The organism is Lactococcus nasutitermitis, assembly GCF_018403765.1.
In the GTDB taxonomy this organism is placed as follows: Bacteria; Bacillota; Bacilli; order Lactobacillales; family Streptococcaceae; genus Lactococcus; species Lactococcus nasutitermitis.
Map to the genome: position 1 here is coordinate 341,216 of NZ_BOVQ01000002.1, position 17,092 is coordinate 358,307.

General features: G+C 36.6%; 16 protein-coding genes. 8 read left to right on the forward strand and 8 right to left on the reverse strand.

What is annotated here, in order from left to right; all coding sequences use genetic code 11:
* Nucleotide 1: 1 nt before the first annotated feature.
* The 3 genes from KJS36_RS02100 to KJS36_RS02110 form a co-directional block, all read right to left on the reverse strand.
* Nucleotides 2-979 (reverse strand): D-2-hydroxyacid dehydrogenase, encoded by a 978-nt coding sequence (locus KJS36_RS02100; RefSeq protein WP_213533846.1) that lies wholly within the window; start codon nt 977-979, stop codon nt 2-4.
* Nucleotides 966-2,261 (reverse strand): peptidase U32 family protein, encoded by a 1,296-nt coding sequence (locus KJS36_RS02105; protein ID WP_213533849.1) that lies wholly within the window; start codon nt 2,259-2,261, stop codon nt 966-968. The genes KJS36_RS02100 and KJS36_RS02105 overlap by 14 nt, the downstream gene beginning before the upstream one ends.
* Before the next feature lie 155 nt (nt 2,262-2,416).
* A complete protein-coding gene (locus KJS36_RS02110) occupies nt 2,417-3,340 on the reverse strand; it encodes a peptidase U32 family protein (protein WP_213533851.1) in 924 nt (307 codons plus the stop codon).
* A 128-nt stretch (nt 3,341-3,468) separates the two neighbouring features.
* Between KJS36_RS02110 and KJS36_RS02115 the strand changes: the two genes are divergently transcribed.
* On the forward strand, nt 3,469-3,792 hold the full coding sequence (locus tag KJS36_RS02115) for a DUF3270 family protein (protein WP_244842548.1): 324 nt from the start codon (nt 3,469-3,471) through the stop codon (nt 3,790-3,792).
* A gap of 32 nt (nt 3,793-3,824) precedes the next feature.
* Here KJS36_RS02115 and KJS36_RS02120 read toward each other — a convergent pair whose 3' ends face one another.
* From KJS36_RS02120 to KJS36_RS02130, 3 genes are all read right to left on the reverse strand, one after another.
* Nucleotides 3,825-5,795: a glycoside hydrolase family 66 protein gene (locus KJS36_RS02120; RefSeq protein ID WP_213533853.1), complete on the reverse strand. Its 1,971-nt coding sequence runs from the start codon at nt 5,793-5,795 to the stop codon at nt 3,825-3,827.
* A 114-nt stretch (nt 5,796-5,909) separates the two neighbouring features.
* Nucleotides 5,910-9,389 carry a glycoside hydrolase family 70 protein gene (locus KJS36_RS02125; protein WP_213533855.1) on the reverse strand — a complete coding sequence of 1,160 codons (3,480 nt, stop codon included), beginning with the start codon at nt 9,387-9,389 and terminating at the stop codon, nt 5,910-5,912.
* A 396-nt stretch (nt 9,390-9,785) separates the two neighbouring features.
* On the reverse strand, nt 9,786-10,610 hold the full coding sequence (locus tag KJS36_RS02130; protein ID WP_213533857.1) for a putative RNA methyltransferase: 825 nt from the start codon (nt 10,608-10,610) through the stop codon (nt 9,786-9,788).
* 1,050 nt (nt 10,611-11,660) lie between these two features.
* On the opposite strand from KJS36_RS02130, the gene KJS36_RS02135 reads away from it, so the two are divergent.
* The 7 genes from KJS36_RS02135 to KJS36_RS02165 all read left to right on the forward strand — a co-directional run bounded on the left by KJS36_RS02135 (nt 11,661) and on the right by KJS36_RS02165 (nt 15,737).
* A complete protein-coding gene (locus KJS36_RS02135) occupies nt 11,661-11,951 on the forward strand; it encodes a TIGR04197 family type VII secretion effector (protein ID WP_213533859.1) in 291 nt (96 codons plus the stop codon).
* Complete coding sequence (locus KJS36_RS02140) at nt 11,951-12,601, forward strand: hypothetical protein (RefSeq protein ID WP_213533861.1); 651 nt, start codon at nt 11,951-11,953, stop codon at nt 12,599-12,601. Before KJS36_RS02135 ends, KJS36_RS02140 begins: the two co-directional genes overlap by 1 nt.
* Nucleotides 12,595-14,160 (forward strand): hypothetical protein, encoded by a 1,566-nt coding sequence (locus KJS36_RS02145; RefSeq protein ID WP_213533862.1) that lies wholly within the window; start codon nt 12,595-12,597, stop codon nt 14,158-14,160. The genes KJS36_RS02140 and KJS36_RS02145 overlap by 7 nt, the downstream gene beginning before the upstream one ends.
* A 14-nt stretch (nt 14,161-14,174) precedes the next feature.
* Complete coding sequence (locus KJS36_RS02150; protein WP_213533864.1) at nt 14,175-14,468, forward strand: hypothetical protein; 294 nt, start codon at nt 14,175-14,177, stop codon at nt 14,466-14,468.
* Between the two features lie 249 nt (nt 14,469-14,717).
* Nucleotides 14,718-14,909: a hypothetical protein gene (locus KJS36_RS02155; RefSeq protein ID WP_213533866.1), complete on the forward strand. Its 192-nt coding sequence runs from the start codon at nt 14,718-14,720 to the stop codon at nt 14,907-14,909.
* Nucleotides 14,910-14,953: 44 nt separating this feature from the next.
* Entirely contained in the window at nt 14,954-15,358 is a 405-nt protein-coding gene (locus tag KJS36_RS02160) for a PIM7 family immunity protein (protein ID WP_213533868.1), read from the forward strand.
* Nucleotides 15,359-15,362: 4 nt separating this feature from the next.
* Nucleotides 15,363-15,737: a hypothetical protein gene (locus tag KJS36_RS02165; RefSeq protein ID WP_213533870.1), complete on the forward strand. Its 375-nt coding sequence runs from the start codon at nt 15,363-15,365 to the stop codon at nt 15,735-15,737.
* Between the two features lie 313 nt (nt 15,738-16,050).
* On the opposite strand, the gene KJS36_RS02170 is transcribed toward KJS36_RS02165, so the two are convergent.
* Both KJS36_RS02170 and KJS36_RS02175 read right to left on the reverse strand, forming a co-directional pair.
* Nucleotides 16,051-16,236, reverse strand: coding sequence for a hypothetical protein (locus tag KJS36_RS02170; protein ID WP_213533872.1), 186 nt, complete (start codon nt 16,234-16,236; stop codon nt 16,051-16,053).
* A 107-nt stretch (nt 16,237-16,343) separates the two neighbouring features.
* Complete coding sequence (locus tag KJS36_RS02175; RefSeq protein ID WP_213533874.1) at nt 16,344-16,751, reverse strand: hypothetical protein; 408 nt, start codon at nt 16,749-16,751, stop codon at nt 16,344-16,346.
* Nucleotides 16,752-17,092 lie beyond the last annotated feature (341 nt).

Genomic DNA, 17,092 nt, shown 5'->3' on the forward strand with positions numbered 1-17,092 from the left:
TTCAATCCTTTCGCTTATAACCTGTTTGCATATCAACGATATTTTTTAGTGATTTTCCTGCTGCATAACGTGTAAGATTATCTACAAGAATTTTCTCAAAACGTTGGCGCGTTGCAGGTAAGGTATAACCACCTGAAGCGTGTGGTGTGATGAGAAGATTTTTTGTATGCCATGCAGGATGACCTTTTGGTAATGGTTCTGGGTCAGTTACATCAATTCCTGCTCCCCAAAGTTTTTGATTATTTAAGGCTGTACATAGTGCATCCAAATCTACGTTTGTGCCACGTCCAACATTGATAAAAATTGCTGTGGGCTTCATAAGAGAAAAATGCTCAGCATTCCAGAGTTTGTAGGTTTTTTTCGTACCTGGAACAGAGGAAGCAATAATATCTGCCTGTGGCAAAAGGCGTTCAAGTTCACTTTCAGGATAAACTTCGTCGGCAAATTTTTCATCGCCGTAAACTGTACGTTTGACGGCAATCACTTTTGCTCCGAGTGCTTGCATTTTTTGTGCAAAATGTCCGCCAATATCTCCTAATCCATGTACAAGAATGGTTGAGCCGTAGATTGACTGGAGTTCTCCTGCATTTTGCCAGATTTCATTTTCCTGTTGCTCTTGATAGATGTTAAATTTGCGCATGAGAACAAGCGACATTGTCAACATATGCTCAGAAATCGTTAATCCATAAGTCCCTGTGGCATTTGTGAGTTGGACATTTTCTGGAAAAGCTGCTCCTTCTGTGTAACCATTTGTGCCTGCACTAAAAAGTTGAAGCCATTTTAATTTTTTAAATTTGGGTAAGATATCAGGGCTAGGAATAGCAATCAAAACTTCTGTTTCTGCAAAATCTTGCTCAGTGAGTTCTTTTTCTGACTTAAATTGGAAATCGTATGCTGTATTTTGCAAAAAAAGTGCTTTGATTTCATCTGTAAAAGTTAGCCAAGGATTGGCTAGAACAATCGTTTTAATGTGTGCCATTTGCCATTGCGACCTTTCCTTCTTTTTTGTAAAGATTAATCAGTCCAGCGCCTGAACGACGAATCATATCGCCTGTTTCAACGGCTTGTGGTACGTCAATAATGAGTAATTCCATTGGATTGGGCGCGCGGTCAATCTTTTCTCCTGTTTCTGCAAGACGGAGATTTTGGATTGTTGTTTCAAAATGGCGGAAATTTGGACCGTAAAACTCAATCGTGTCTCCTTCGTTGATGACATTGCGTTGACGAATGATAGCTGTGCCTGAATTTTCATCATAGGAAATGACTTCTCCGACAAACTTGTATTCAGGAATTTTTCGACGAGCGCCAAAAAGTTGTTTGTTTTCATCGGGAATACCGTAGTAAAAGCCTGTATCAAGTTCGCGCTGTGCAACTTTCCAAAGTTCATCTACGAGTTCTTGCTTGATTGCTTCAAAACTCGCTGGGCTTTCCAGATAAGCGTTGACGGCTTTTTTATAGACCATCGCAACGGTTGAGACGTAGTGGATGGATTTCATTCGTCCTTCGATTTTGAAAGAATTGACACCATTTTCAATGAGGTCGGGAATATGCTCAATCATTGACATATCAACAGCTGACATTGAAAATTCTTCGGGAATCTCGCCATTGATAGACTTTCTTTCGCCAGCAAATGGCATATCGTAGAGATCATATTTCCAACGGCAGGATTGGCTACAACCGCCACGGTTGGCGTCGCGCATACTCATGTAGTTGGACAAAACACAACGGCCTGAGTAGGAAATGCACATCGCGCCGTGAACGAAAGCTTCAATCTCAATATCTGTATGTTTGCGGATTTCTGCGAGTTCCTGCATAGAAACTTCGCGCGCGAGGACCACACGTTCAAGTCCGAGTTTTTGCCAAAATTGCAAGGTTTCATAGTTCGTTGCGGAAGCTTGTGTTGAAAGGTGAATGGCAAGACCTGGTGCTTCGGCGGCGCAAATGGCAATAAGAGCTGGGTCTGAAACGATAACTGCTGAGATGCCAATGTCGCGAAGTGTGCGGAACCATTCACCGGCTCCTTTTTCATTGCCTTCGTGCGTGACCATGTTGGCTGCGACGTAGATTTTGGCTCCATGCTCATTGGCAAAAGCGACGGCTTCTTCCATTTCTTCAAAGCTAAAATTGCCTGCTCGTGAGCGTAAACCGTAAGCCTGTCCACCGATATAGACGGCATCTGCACCGTAACGAATGGCAACTTTGAGTTTTTCCAATGTTCCCGCTGGTGCGAGAATTTCTGGACATGTGATATTTTTATTCATTTTTTCTCCAATAATTTGGAACTATTTTCAAGATAGATTCCTGTGTTTTGAAAAGGTCTGTGAGACCAAAACTTTTACTTTTTTATTTTTGACAGTTCTGTCAAAAATGTTTTATGAGCTAAACTTACTTTTGACAGTTCTGTCAAAAATATTTTTTACTTAATTTTTTCTGGATTGATGTCATAAAATCCGTGAGAAACTGTTCGTCCTGATGGATGAAGCTTCCGAACTTCTTCGTCTAACTGATTCGCTTTATCTATTGTAAAATTGCCTGCCTCAATAAGCTTTTTTGCCTCAACAAAAATTTTGACAATCTTGACAAAAACTTCTCCACGTGTAAAAATTCCGTCAAGCTTCCAATGATTATAGCCCATTTCTGTCAAATTTGATAGTTCTGTCAGCATATCTAAATCATCATTTGCAAAAATGTGGGTGCCATGATTATCTTCAAAAATCGAATAATGTGTATCTTCTTTTTTCGGTTCAGAAACAAAAAGGTGACGTTCACGGTCTTTTCCCGTCTCATCTGTTTTGATGAAGTTATAAAAATTTTGAATCAACGGACGTTTACTCTGATGGATTACCGTTGCGCCATAAACAAGAATTTCTCCCGGAATTTGCATCTCTGAAGCCATTCCCTCAAGTTCTATCTTAGGAAGTTCGCGCGCGAGAACCGCCTCTACTGCTCCTTGCTCCGCCCAAAAATTAATCTGCCGAGCCGAAGCGACAAGCGTTGAAGCATCATAAATATAAGGCAATTTATAACCATCCCGTTGCAAAACAAAAATCACACCTGTATCTCCAACCGCAATCTTATCAACTCCGATTTCCTGTAGAAAATCAAGAAAAGGTTTAATTTTTGCCATATCTTCCGTGTGCATGAGCGAATTGACTGCAACAGTCACCGTACGTCCTGCCTCATGTGCCAATAACGTAATTTCTCGAATTTCATCATAAGTGAGCGCCGTCGGAACACGCAAGCCAAACTCAGCTTCGCCAATATATAAAGTATCTGCACCAGCATCAATCAAAGCTTTTGCCTGTTCAACACTTTCTGCCGTTGTTGTAATAGTAATCATATCATTTATTATATCACGTTTTTAAACTGAGTTCAGCAAGTGAGCTTAAGCTTAATTTATTCAAATAGATACATAATTGTAACTTAAAAAATATTATAGAAATGTAAGCTCTCGCATTTTATATTATAATGGAAAAGTACATAAAACCTCGGAAAGTTGCTAATTATCACATGGAATTAAAAAATCTCAAAGACTTCTATAACAATCAAAAATATTATAGTTATTCAGAAACTAGAAAAAAATCTCAAACAGCTCTTGAAAAACGGATTGCTGAACTTACTTTCTTTGCAAACATCGCTATTTTTTCAATTTTGCTCGCTTTAATAACTTACATTCTCGTTTCTATGTTAAGCAGCTTAGTTGCAGTTCCAATCGCAGTTGTATTGGCCCTTGCCATTTACATTTCCTGCAAAAAAGGAATTGCAAAAGCTATTCATTTCCTCATGAAATAAAATAATAAAAAAACTGACAATCGTCAGTTTTTTTATTTTAACACCACCATATCCCAATACTCCAGACTCGAAACTTTAAATTCCACATATTTCCCCTTTTCATCACTTCCAAAGTTAAGCTGCAACTTCTGTTGTTTCCCTTGAAAATCATAATCAGGGCTTGTCACATAAGCCTCTTTAAAGTTTTTATTCGTATAATACTTCACAGTAAAATCCTTCTGATAAGCCGGCTCAAAATGGTGCTGACCATTATTATCAAAACTATCATCAGCAGCCACACCTGCTCCATCTTCCCATTCTTGCAAATCATTTCCTACGAAATTTATCAACTGAATCGTGTCTGTTCCAGTCTCCCAAGTCCCTGTCGTAGATTTTGCAAAAGCCTGCACCTGATTGCCCGCTTGTTTATTTAACAAAACTTTTCCATTCATCTGGATTTCATTTTCATTATTTTCTTGACCATCACGGAGGAGATTTTGATAAGCCACTTGAAAGTTTTGATAATTTTGCATACTAAACAGCAAATCTCCGTCCATTTTTAACGTTTTATCTGGGAAATAATCACTGTTCAAAGCATTTTGACCATCGCCTAAACTCACCCGACTGCCACCACTCGCAACAACTTCTGCTTCGCTCAGTAACATTGCTGCTTTGTTCAATGAATGCTCAATACCAGACTTATTCCATTCTTTTACCCGATTATGCTCCTGATAATTGGCGACAATCAAAGATTTTCCACTCAGCTGACGCGTCAAATCAATATTATCTTTCAATGCTTGATAAGTTGCCGTAGAAACACCTGTATTCGTGACCGAACCATCACTATTTTTCTTTAAAGCCTTATCTTTTGAACCATTTCCCCACATCTCAGTATAGGCAATATCAGAACGTGACATTACAGAATTTTGCAAGCCGATTGAGCCTACAGGATTGAGCGCGAGAAGCTTATTTTGAAAGAAATTTTCTTTTTGATAATTCAAAAAATCAAAATACTGACTGCTCACCAGATGGGCATCAACATTTTCAACCGTTTTATCTTCAACTTCTTGATAACTCGCATTATAATGCTTGCCCCATTCGCCAATCGTATCCCCGTGCCAACCGTCAAAATGCAACGTTTCAACCGCATTTTTCACATTTTTACCAATGAAATCACGCCAACCATTCAAACCAATATCCATATAAAACTGTTTCCCAATCGTGAAATAATTCCATTGACCACCATTATAATCTCCATAATTCTCAAAATTCATCAATCCCCAGCTTTTGAGTTCACTTTGCAAAGGATTTGTCATTGCGTAAATCATATCATAAGCCATACTTTGCATATTCATTTGATGAAAAAAGTCATTTTGCTGAATAACTGTTGCTGCTTTGACCGTTTTTCCCATATAATTTTGCCAAGTTTTACGATTGAGCGTGCCATTTTCATCTTGTGGCATTGGTATTTGCGGACTATTGCCATCATACCAATCATAATTTTGAATTAAATTAAGATGAAAATCTTTCATTTGCTCCAAATTCTTCTGATTAAATGTATCAAAACTTGTCAAATAGCCATAGCGCGGAAATTTTGTCACATTAGATGACACATCAACAGCATTTGTCATTTCAGAAACAATCTTTTTATCGTCATCTGCCAACGTCACATCCAATAAGTAGCCCTTCAAATCCTCTGCTGGCAAGGAAAATTGAAGCGATAATTTCTTTTCACTATAGGCTTCAACCTGATAATAAAAGTCAAGTTCAGAAATTTCCTTCTCCAAATAATTCATTTTCAATTTCCCAGTTCCATATTGTGCAACATTTGCTGGATTTTTAACTGTAATAACTGTCGTTACCTTATCTTTTGGCAAATAACGTGCTTTATCTGTTGTGATTTTTTCAATCTTAATTGTCTTTTTATCCGCTGAATTCTCAATTAATGTATCTGCTTGCGCACCTGTCATTACTGATAAACTACCAAATAAAACAGTAATGATCATTATTTTTTTGAAATTCATTTGTTCTCCTTTAATACGATTTTATCATAAATGAGAATTTCATTAGAACGATATGTGAAAAAACTAATTCAAAAAAGCCGAATAAATCGACTTTTTTATCAGTTAAAATAATTTTTATTCACCATACCATGCAGTAGCACCGTACTTCCAACCAACTTTCAAAAGATTATTTTGCTCAGTTAAATTTTCTGTATAGTTATGTGCGCCTGATTGTGCATTAGGATTGTAAGCAACATAAACAGCTTTTTTCCCTCCTGAATAGAAGACTGCTTTACCACCGTTATCCCATTTCCAACCAAGTTTTACAAGAGAAGTTGCTTCTGCTTTACTCTTTGTGTAGTAGTGGTCGCCACCTTTGGCATTTGGATTGTAAACTCGGTAGATTGGTGTACTACTTGTTTTAGGTGCTTCCCAGCCAATTCCCTCATAGTTCCAGCCTACTTTTACAAGTGAATTTTTCTCAATAAGACTTTCTGTATAAAAATGTTCGCCTGTATTTTTATTGTATAAACGGTAAACAGGAACTTCAACTGTAGCAGTGCCAACGGTAACCGTAGCGACTTGGCTCACAGTTGTATTCAAATTAGGGTCTGTATAACTATAGGTTACTTTGTAAGTTCCAGCTTTTGCAGTATTTACTGTGCCAGTAACTTTCAAATCACTTAATTTCAAACTGTTGCCTGAAGCATCCATAGCTAATACCAAAGCTTGTGAAGTTGCCCATTTTGCTCCAACTTTCAAACTTACATTTTTCACAGTGATGGCTGCTTGATTTTGTAGGATACCTGTCGTTGTATTGAAAGTATAAGTTTTTCCATTTACTGTTTGCTGACCATAGAGAAGTGTTCCTTTACTAGAAAAGTCATAGTAATTACCATCTATTTTCTGTAAACCAGTAAGTGGTGTTGGGTCATAACTTGACGTTAACGGCGTAGGTAATTGAGTGCTATGAATTGTATTTCCCGAACCATTGACATAATCATAACTTCCGCCTGATGCTTGCATCGCAAGTCCTAAACCAACAAACTGAAGTGACGTTCCATTTTCATATTTTGCAGCCCATTGAGTAATCGGTTGATTGGCTGGTAAAACACTTCCTTCTGAATCTTTCGTACTAAAAAGACTTGGATATTGTGTACTCAATGTTCCTAAGAATGCACCACCGTAAGTTGACTGATACTGTCCGCCACCTGCTGTATAGGCAAAGTAAAGTTTATTCGTTAAATTATTTGTTCCGCCAAGATAAGGAAGTAAGTCAGAACCTGTTGTGCTTCCTGCTCCGTTGGTTCTATTTACAGTCACTGCTTCTTGTTGGTCAAGTCCCATCATTTGGTTAGGGACAAGGTCAACGTCCGCTTTCATTCCTGCACTGTGAATAGCTTCGATTGCACTTTCAAGTTCAGTTGAATTTCCGTATTTGGTTGGTTGACTTTGACCTAAATCATAGCGGTCTGCAACAGCATAACCTTCCATGTAACGTGCCTGCGAGAAACTCAGGTAAGGTGGTGCCATCCAGATATCTGTGAATCCAAGTTGTTGTAGATTTTTAGCATTACTTGCAAGTGTTGTATAAGGGTCATTGCCTACGGCAGCACTTGATGAACTACCTCCAGGTCCCCAGCCAATACCAGGTTCATATTCACTGAAATCTTCAAGGATGACATGGGAATCCAATGCTTGATTTGACTGGTAAGTATAGCCTGTCAAGTTTGTTGTTGCAGGAGTCGTATAAGCTGTCTGGTCGCTTGGCGCACCAGCTGGTACCCAAACACTCAAATCACCACTGACTTGTGGATTACTATAACCTTGAACAGGAACAGTCAAATTACCTTTACTATCTGTTGTCAATGTTGTAGCTGTTGTTGTCGTACCAGTACTTGTTGTATTTAAAACACTTGTATATTGTTGATTGGCATGGTCTGCTCCCATATTGACAGTGACAGTTGTTGGGGCAAGGTCTGGATTGTTTCCTACTACAACTGCGATACCACTGGTTTTACCTGCTGCTGATGTATCTGTTGCTGTATTATTTCCATTTCCAAAGCGGACAGATGTTTCAATATTTGTTGCAGCATCTGTTGTCATTTGTTGACCGCCTGCCGCATACATTTCACGCGCTTGAAGCAGTGTCGTGATTGGTGTATAGTAGAGTGATTTATTTGTCATGTAAGTTGAAAATTCATCATACAAGTCACCGTAATAAACTTCAGGAATTGTATCTTTATTTGTTAATTCGAGAGCGTAAGATGATGGAATATTATATTTTGCATATTGTTTTGTTGTTGAATTTTCATCTGCTTCAAAGGTGCTGATGGCTTTCGCTTCGGCTGCTTTGTTGTATTGACCATTTCCTGTTGATGCCATGATATTGGAATCCCCAGGATTTTGTGCAATCATGATGCTATTGATAATATCAAGTTGTTGGTCATGATTACTTACAAAACTCCAGTTTGGCGTTGCTGACTCATCATTTTTTGTATCGTCTGTCCGATTAACATCACTATTTGTAGCAAGTGTGCCGATTGCAGTACGATTAGCTACTGGCGATTGTAAAACACCTCTAAGAGTATAATAATAAGCGGCATCCATTGCAAGTTGCTGATTATCAACGCTACTTTCATAGCTTTGGTCTTTACTACTATAACCTTCATCGTAAGTCAAATGAGCATTGGCTGCTGCCGGATTATTAGCTGTTCCGTAAAGAGCATTCATCAACTGTCCTTCTTGAGCGAGAACATCGTTTGAATAGTCATCTGTCGCATCAATTCGGAAACCATCAAAGTTAGCATTTGTATTGCCATCCATGATTTTTCCATAGTTTAAAAGGAAATATTCCCAGTTGAGATTTTCTGCTTGAACAGTTGGATTTGAGTTATCAATATCATTTCCCATCAACATTTCTGAACCACGGTCACTACTGAATACGCGATAATTACTATTGGCTCCTGGTGTATTAGCACTATTGATGAAGGTAAATTGGTCTTGAGCTGCGTAGCCAACATTTACTGGAGCATATGTTTTAGAAGTTGAAAACTCAACAGGGGCTTCACTTGCAGATGAAAAAGCTGGAATGGTTGCTTCAAAAGCACTCATTGTGTTCGCGAGATTACCAAGTCCACTTTGACCAGCGTTATTGTCTGCTGTGATACGTGCTTCGATATTATCACGCATGATTGCTGCATAGTTATTCGCAGCATCTTGCTCAGCTGTTGTATCTGTCATTGAGCTGAGTTTTTGTACAAGTGAGAGTGTTAAACCGTTCGCAGAGTTGCTGTAGCCATTTTCCAAGAAATACTCAAGATAAGCAATCTGAGTTTTCAAATCTGGCCATGTGTACATCAAATAAGGACGCCAATCGCCTGAAGTTTTTGCCCAGGTCGTACCTCCAAAATGGATTTGTTGAGGTTCATACCAGCCTGTATAGCTCAAATATCCCTGAATGGTATTCATGTTATCTGTGGATGATGGAGCGTTAGGATTAGTAGTTGTTCGCGCAAATGCTGCTGGAACATTTGACAAGCCACCAAAAAGCAAAAGTGCAGTCATTGCTGAATAACAAAGTTTTCTGACCTTTGTCTCATGCGGTTTTTTCATGGTTTCTCCTTACTAATTTATAAAGCTTTGTAGAGTTTCTCTTGAACTTTGTTCAAGAGAAAAGGAAGTACTTCCTTTTCGTCAAGCTCAATAAGTTATCATTAAGTTATTTACACATCTTATTTTAAACTTAATTGGTAGCGAATACGATTATATTTAAGTTGCTTTATCTAAATTTTCGCTCTAAATTATTTGTAAAAATCTATTATGATTTCTTTTTGATATCTTATAATTTATTTTTTGTGTATCTAAAAAAGCTATATATTTATATATAGCCTCTTTAGATAGTAATAGTAAGCTTTCTAGGACTGTTGATATTTTTTGACATAGCAAAGCCGTTGTGAGTTTGCTCACTTACGGATAGGCTAGTTGGTTTACCTAGAACTGTCAAAAAATTTATTTCTTTCGTCCAATCAAAATTTGCACGTGAATTGTTGCTTGTCGAGGAGGATTTTTTTGCGCTTGCTTTTTAATCTCCGGAGAAACAGCCCATTCTAGCGGGCTCATTTCCAAAAAGTCCTTTCGAAGTTCTTCAGGGATGTCAAAAATATCATGAATTTCTATTTTTTGAGCATCTGGAAATTCATCAAAAAAACGTGCTACAACTGCTTGATTGTCATAATTGACAGGTTTGTCAAAAACTTTTCGCAACTCTTGTAAATAAAATTTATCAGGTACAACTTTAATCACAACACCATTTTTCGTCAAAACACGATGAAACTCATTATAATTAGACGGTGTGAAAATATTTAAAATCGTTGTCATCTTTTCATCAGCAAATGACAGATTTGTCAAATCTGATAAACTAAAAAATGCAGTTATATCCAGCTCAGTCGCCATTTCCACAGCATCTTTAGCAATATCAAAGCCAAATTTATTCCCCTCAAAATGAAGCATTTCTAAAAATGTTCCTTCACCTGTTCCCACATCAAGCAGATTTCCAGATACAAGATGTTTCTGGATTTCCGTCAAAACTGCTGTATACATTCCCGCAGAAATCAAGCGACGTCGCGGTTCAAACATCTTTCGTGTATAATGTTCCGTATCCATTTTTGTTTGTAAAAAATTCACAATTCCTTTTTTATTGAGATTAAAAGTATGGCGATTTTCACAAATCAACGCATATTTCTCAATTTTAAAACTTCCATGACATATCGGACAACGTAACACTTCTAAATTTTTACTTAGAAACAAATAAGATTTTTCGATTTTCTTTAGCATAAAACTATTGTACCATTTAACCCTAATAAATTTTAACTTGATATATTAGATGTATTATTTCTCATAATCTATAAAATCAAACCATAGTACATTGTATCTCATTTTATTGTTGGGGGAGTTAAAAGGGGAGTTAAAAAACTTAATATTTTTGTCAGGCAGGGAGCTGTATATCATAGATATGCAGTTTTTTTATTTCCCTTTTTTAGGGATGCCAGAATTGACAGATACTTTTTAGGGTCTCCAAAATCTCCAAATGTCTTTTTCACTTTTCTGTACGTTTCCTCGGAAAACATAGATTTATAATGAGCGGAATTTTCCGCCACGAGATTATCTAACTTTGATACTCTAAAAAGACGGAAGAAAGGAGAACTAGGGTGGGAGTTTGGGGGTACTTTTTCAACCTAAATTCCTTAACAAAAGGCTTTGTATAAACGTTTAGAGTGGTATACCCCCCCTATATAAAAATTTTCAAAAATGGTCTGTGACGTAAGAAAACACCTATGTGTGTGGTTTCCCATATAAACAATAGGGGCGGGGGTGTAAAGTTTTTAACACCCTTTTTAATCCCAATATTCTCAGCTTTTTTCAGTATTTTTAATCAAAACGTGATAACAGAGCCGTTTATAGCTCAAATCGTTTTCAAATCGTTCTCAGTTTCTCAGAAGTGTTCTCAGTTTTTTTCAGTTTTTGACGCTTTTAGCACATAAAAAAGCACCTATTTTAGAGAAGCATGATAAGCCCTTGGACCGCTCTAATACTAAGCTTAGGGTACTTTGTATAAAGTAAGTTTTCTTTGTGATTTCCTCGTTTGACCGTTCTCAGCTCTCTTAAAAAAATCTTTCACATTTTTGGTTAGACGACCCCAACCGGTCTGGGATATTTTTATAAAAAGCTCTCATTTTTTTAAGGTGGGGGTATTGCGTAAAATAATATTAACTATTCCTTAACATATTATTGTATTTACAAAGACTTAGTGATAGAATTGAATAAAAATACACTAATAATTATTCTTATTGTTTAGTAGTCGTAATAAATAAAAGGAGAAACGTAATGCCAAGTAATGTACCGTCAAACAATATCGCGTCTAATACCATGAGTGCCAACAATGCTATCTCAAAGCTCACAGGAATTGACACAAGCGCCATGACTAATCAAACTGTCTCATTCACAGGAAGTAACATACCAGAGATGACAGACGGTAAGAATGCCAGTAACCAGCTTTTCAAAGACCTCACAAAGCTATCAAAATGTATCCTTGATAAAGCACACCTCTTTTCACAAATGGCTGAAACGATAGAGGAACGCGACAGAACAGACGCAGGAAGTTTTGGAGGAAAATAATGCCTTGGAAAAAAGTAGCTGACGCGACAGACGGAAGCGAGTATATAGGCTTAGTGAATGCCACAGACGAGGAAATCAGAGAACACGCGCGTGAGTATTCTATCAAGAAGTTAAGTGAAAAGGAAATTCAAGACTTCATCAACGATTACAGAATACGTGAACAAAAGAAGCTTGAAACAGAAGTCCCAGGCACTTGGAGTTTCTATGTTATCATCAAGCAAAATGAGACAAAAGAAAGTAAACCAAACTCTCAAACTAAAAATAGCACCTCTATGTTTTCAAGTACCAAGCCAAAATCAAAAGACAAGAGCGCTACTGAACGCTATGACTTAACTGTCAAGATACAGCATAACGAACAAACAATAGATGAACTTTCTTATGAGCAACGTCAAGTCACAGAACAACTCGAACGGACAAAACAAGAAATCACACAGGCTTACCAAGAAAGAGAAATGATTTATACAGAGCTTGCTTCATCTAGCCGTGAGATACAAAATGCTTTGACTACAACCGAAAGCATGAGACGGCACTTTCAACGTACCATAGACGAACAAAGCGAGACAGTCACGCGCGGTTACCGTCAAAGTATTCAAAAGTTAGATGATGAACGAGAAAGTTTATATCAAGAAAGGAACACCCTTGCATGGTAAAATATATACGAGAGGATTCACGTAACCTCATAGAAGCCTTAAAGACGAACACGTCAGGCGCAGAGGAAGTTCTCAGACAGTTTAAGTCAGGCTCTCAGCACCTTATCCAATCCGTTGACGGTGTTCACTTAGCTGGTGCATTCTACAACAAGAGCAAAGCTTTTTTCTCAGAACTGGTTAATCCAACCATTGACACCTATCAACAAGGTGTTGACGGTTTAAAGACAGATACCAGTAAATACGAGAATGCGGACGCACAGATTAACCCCGCTTGGGACGTGATAGACAGTGAGAAACAAGAACGGCTCATAGACAATAGCAAGCGGATTATTGCACGTCTTGAAATTCAGATTGAAGCTAATCAAACACTTGGTATGGGGAAACTCTCACAAAGCGTTTTAGAGCAAGTGGCACATCAAGGACAAAATCTTGAACAACTTCTTGACGCACAACAACAAATACTCAATGAAGACATGGCTAAGTTAAACGCGGTAAAACAATTTCAAGCCAGCATTCACGGTTTATTTAAAGAACCACTTAATAAAATTAAACTTGCTATGCAAAAGATTGATGTTATCAATGATACAACAATCAATAAGCATACAGGAAGCTATAAACTCCCTAAAGGAATTGATAGTTCGTGGCTCAAATCTCTTAAAAAGGAAAGTGTCGCCGAAGCAGAAAAAGCCAACAAGATGAAAGATAAACTTAAAAAGTATAATGTTTATCGTGTGGATTATAAAGGCTCAGGCGGGAAGCATCACACGCTTTGGCTTGTTGAAAATAAAAAAACTCACGTTTTAACTACGGATAATCAACTCTTTGAATGGGTCAATGAAAACGGCAAAGAATTAAGCAATGTTACTCGTATGAGTATGGAAGACTTTCAGAAACGTCAAGAAGCTGGCTGGCGAAAAGGTTATAATTATTGGTCTGGTAAAAAACTTAATCCCGTTTTAGCTGGTGCGGTTGGTGGTTCACAGTACATAGAAGACGGTGCAAACTGGTCGAATGAATACGGACTATCAAATATCATGGGTGCGGTCGGTTTTGGTTATGCTGTTTCACGAATGCCGAACGGAATGATGTCCAATGTGACTATTTCTAAGTACAATGACATTAACGATTATAAATATAATGCTATGACAAACCCAGGACCTTTAGCTGAACTTGAAAATAGACCTGCTCAAAATTTTTATGGTGGGCGATATAATCCTGATGATTTGACAGTTCCCAAAAGATATTTCAGGGCTGGAGATACAAGTAACCCATTGGGACAGTGGTACACCACAGAACCTCCACAATCTGTTGCGCAGGTAAGAATAGATACCGCAGTAAAAGAACAGTGGATAAACCCTAAAACGGGACAACTTGAAGCTACTTCTCCAATAAATACTGTATATGAAGTAGAATTTCCAGCAGGAACAACTATCTATCAAGGACCAGTAGGTACACAAGGAGGAATTTATCAAGGAGGATTGGGCACTCAACAAATATATATAGATAAGCCTTGGCAAATAAAAGGTGTTAAAATAATTAGTAAAACTGGAATAAAGTGAGGATATATATAACTATGGAACAAAAAGAAAAATTAAAAACTACTTTGATTGAACTGAATACTCAACTAAAATTATACGGTAGTTCGACTATGTATAATCAAATTTCTATCCTATCACGTCTTATAGATGATTTTAATGATTATTCTATTGATGAAGCTAAGGAAGTAGCTAGCAGTTTATTTACTCCAAAATCAGGACTTTCTGAATTTAACGTGTGGGAAGATGATTACGATAAAAGAATGGAAATAAATTCTAAAATTGATAAAGCTCGTTCAGAATTATGGGAGCTAGTCAAAGATGTTCGGTAATCCTCTCAGTCTTTAAATTAGTTTTTAAAGGGATATAGAGGCAATTGAAATGTTTATAAATTTAAATAATGGAACATTGGATTTAGGGGATAATTTGGTATTAAAACCAAACTTTTCATTTGATGATTTTAAAAAGACAACTTTTTATAGTAATCAAGACAGTGTACGAATGTTCTATCTTGATAAAAAATTGTGATAGATGATACACATTATATGGTGGGATTGTTTTTTAGAAACGACTTCATTTACATGGCTTCACTCATTAACTGTGATGTTAATTTTGATGAAACCCATGAAATTGAAAGAAAAGCTCTACATGATAGTACTCTTTCAGTGAATGGAATTACCCCAGAAAAAGAATATGATTGGGGAAAAGTGGAATCTGATTATGATAAACGAAGTAATTTAAGCAGTATAAACGTGTATTATTCTGTTTTATAATTTCCAATAGAAAAGCCGATACTACAACAAATAAGAGATAGACAATGAATATAGAACAAGTTCAAACAGAGATAGACAAAACAGATTACTGGGATATGAAAATTTTAAATGTTCAAGCTGACTTTTTTGGCGATGAACTCACTATTTACATAGAAAAAGATGATAAAACAAGTTTCAAAGTATCTTTTAACACTTGCTACAAAGTAAATTATGAGACAGACGCTGGCTGGGACGATAACTGGCGAGGTAGTGTAAAAGTCAAAGATATGTCTTTTGCACAGTTAGGATATTTCGCTCAAGATATTACTGTCTCAGAAAGTGAAAATGAAGACTTTATAAAAGTTGAGTGTAATTTTTCAATTATGAATATGAGTATTGTATGTAAAAATATTGACGTTGAAGAAATTCAAAATAAAGATTTAAGTTTCTTTTGGGAAAAAGAAAAATAATATTGTGAAAGACATACACGATAGCGAAATATTAGAACTTAGCATTAAATTTCGAGAAGAAAAACTAGTTTTAAATCTCATTTCAGATAGCAATGAAGAATTTAGCATTGATTTTACAGAAGTATTCTGTTTTGAGTTTGAAGAACCTAACAGCTATACAGTTTTATATGATATTACTAAAATTGATACGTTAGATAAAGTAATTGCGACCGATAATAATTTTGATGAAAAACTCAAAAACGTTATGAACTCAAATTTATTTCGAACACCAGAAGATTATAATGATTTATTGCTTTCAGGAGGTTATAATTTGTATGTTTTACATTCCTCTGTGGGAATGCACGGTACAATCATTGCAAAGAGTATGATTGTTTCATAAGCTAATAACAGCCAAAATAAGCGCGTTTAAGCTCCAGCGGTAAATTTACCACAAACAACTTTAAACGCGAAATTTGAGCTTGTTTGTGGCTAAGGAACGTGACTGATACTGAGGGATATAATTCCTTGAGTATATAATCCCCCCTGCTCTTAAAATTGCAGTTTTTTGCATACTTTTAGAGCTTTTTATATCGAAGAAAAAGCCAATAAACGCCGTCACTCTGCTATTTCAAAGCATAACAATAAAAATATACTATGCAAAATAAAGAACCTAGCTAAAACTAGGCTCTTTATTATAATTTTAAACATTTTAATTATTCATATCTTTCATTGTTCAAGATACCAGAGATAAGATTGACCCTATCCCTCACAGTCGCAATCACTCCACTTGGCGCAATAATTTCATTTTCAAGATTAGCTAAGAGAGCAATTTTGTCTTTTGGCTCTTTCATCGCAATTTCTGTAAATTTGATTGAGCTTGTCATTATTGTTTTCTCCATTTTTCTATATTGTCTTTTCGTTTTAGGTTTCCAAATTCTGCTAGTCGGACACCGTGCCTTTATTTTCATATCTCTCTTTCATTTCATACACTCACGCGCGTGATGTGCTACTCCTCCAATTCAAAACCGACTAATTCCGCGATATTATCTAAAGCGTTCATGTTCATATCTGCCAAGTCAGCCGGTTTAATAATTGTACCGTCTGTATATCTTGGGACGTGGTTAGGGTCAGCGGAAATCATTGCGTCATTGAGCGAGTAGAGGTCTTGTATCTGGTCTTTGAGTGTATTTTTTGGTAGTTTGTTTTCGAGTTCTGCGGTGATACTTAAATCAGTCAACCCTAGAGCTTCAAGCAATCGGTCAAGCTCTACGCTAATAATATCCGAATATGCGTCTAAATTTCCGCCAGAAATCTCATAGGGTTGATGTGTCATATCTTGGATATTTTTGATGATAGACTTTATTTTTTGTGGTTCATTGTTTTCTTTTTGTTCGTTTAATTTAATTATGTTCATATTTTTCTCCATTTTTCTAATGTAATACTCATTTTATATAATTGGTATAGTTACTTTCTCACTCAATTTTTGAGTGAAATTTTATCATTTTTTCAAATACTACCTAAAATTACTACGCTTTTCTACTAAATACTACTGTTTTACGATAGCCACAAAGCGCGTGGTTAAGCCATTACTACGCAAGCTACCGAAACTACCGTTTTTTTCTTTATATACATATAAAATAAAACATAACATTATATAAATTGGTATAGTTGATATTGTACTTATCTATCTAATAAAATAAATATTTTTCTATATAAAAACGGTAGTACTTGTAGTATTAGTAGTAACTCTTTAAT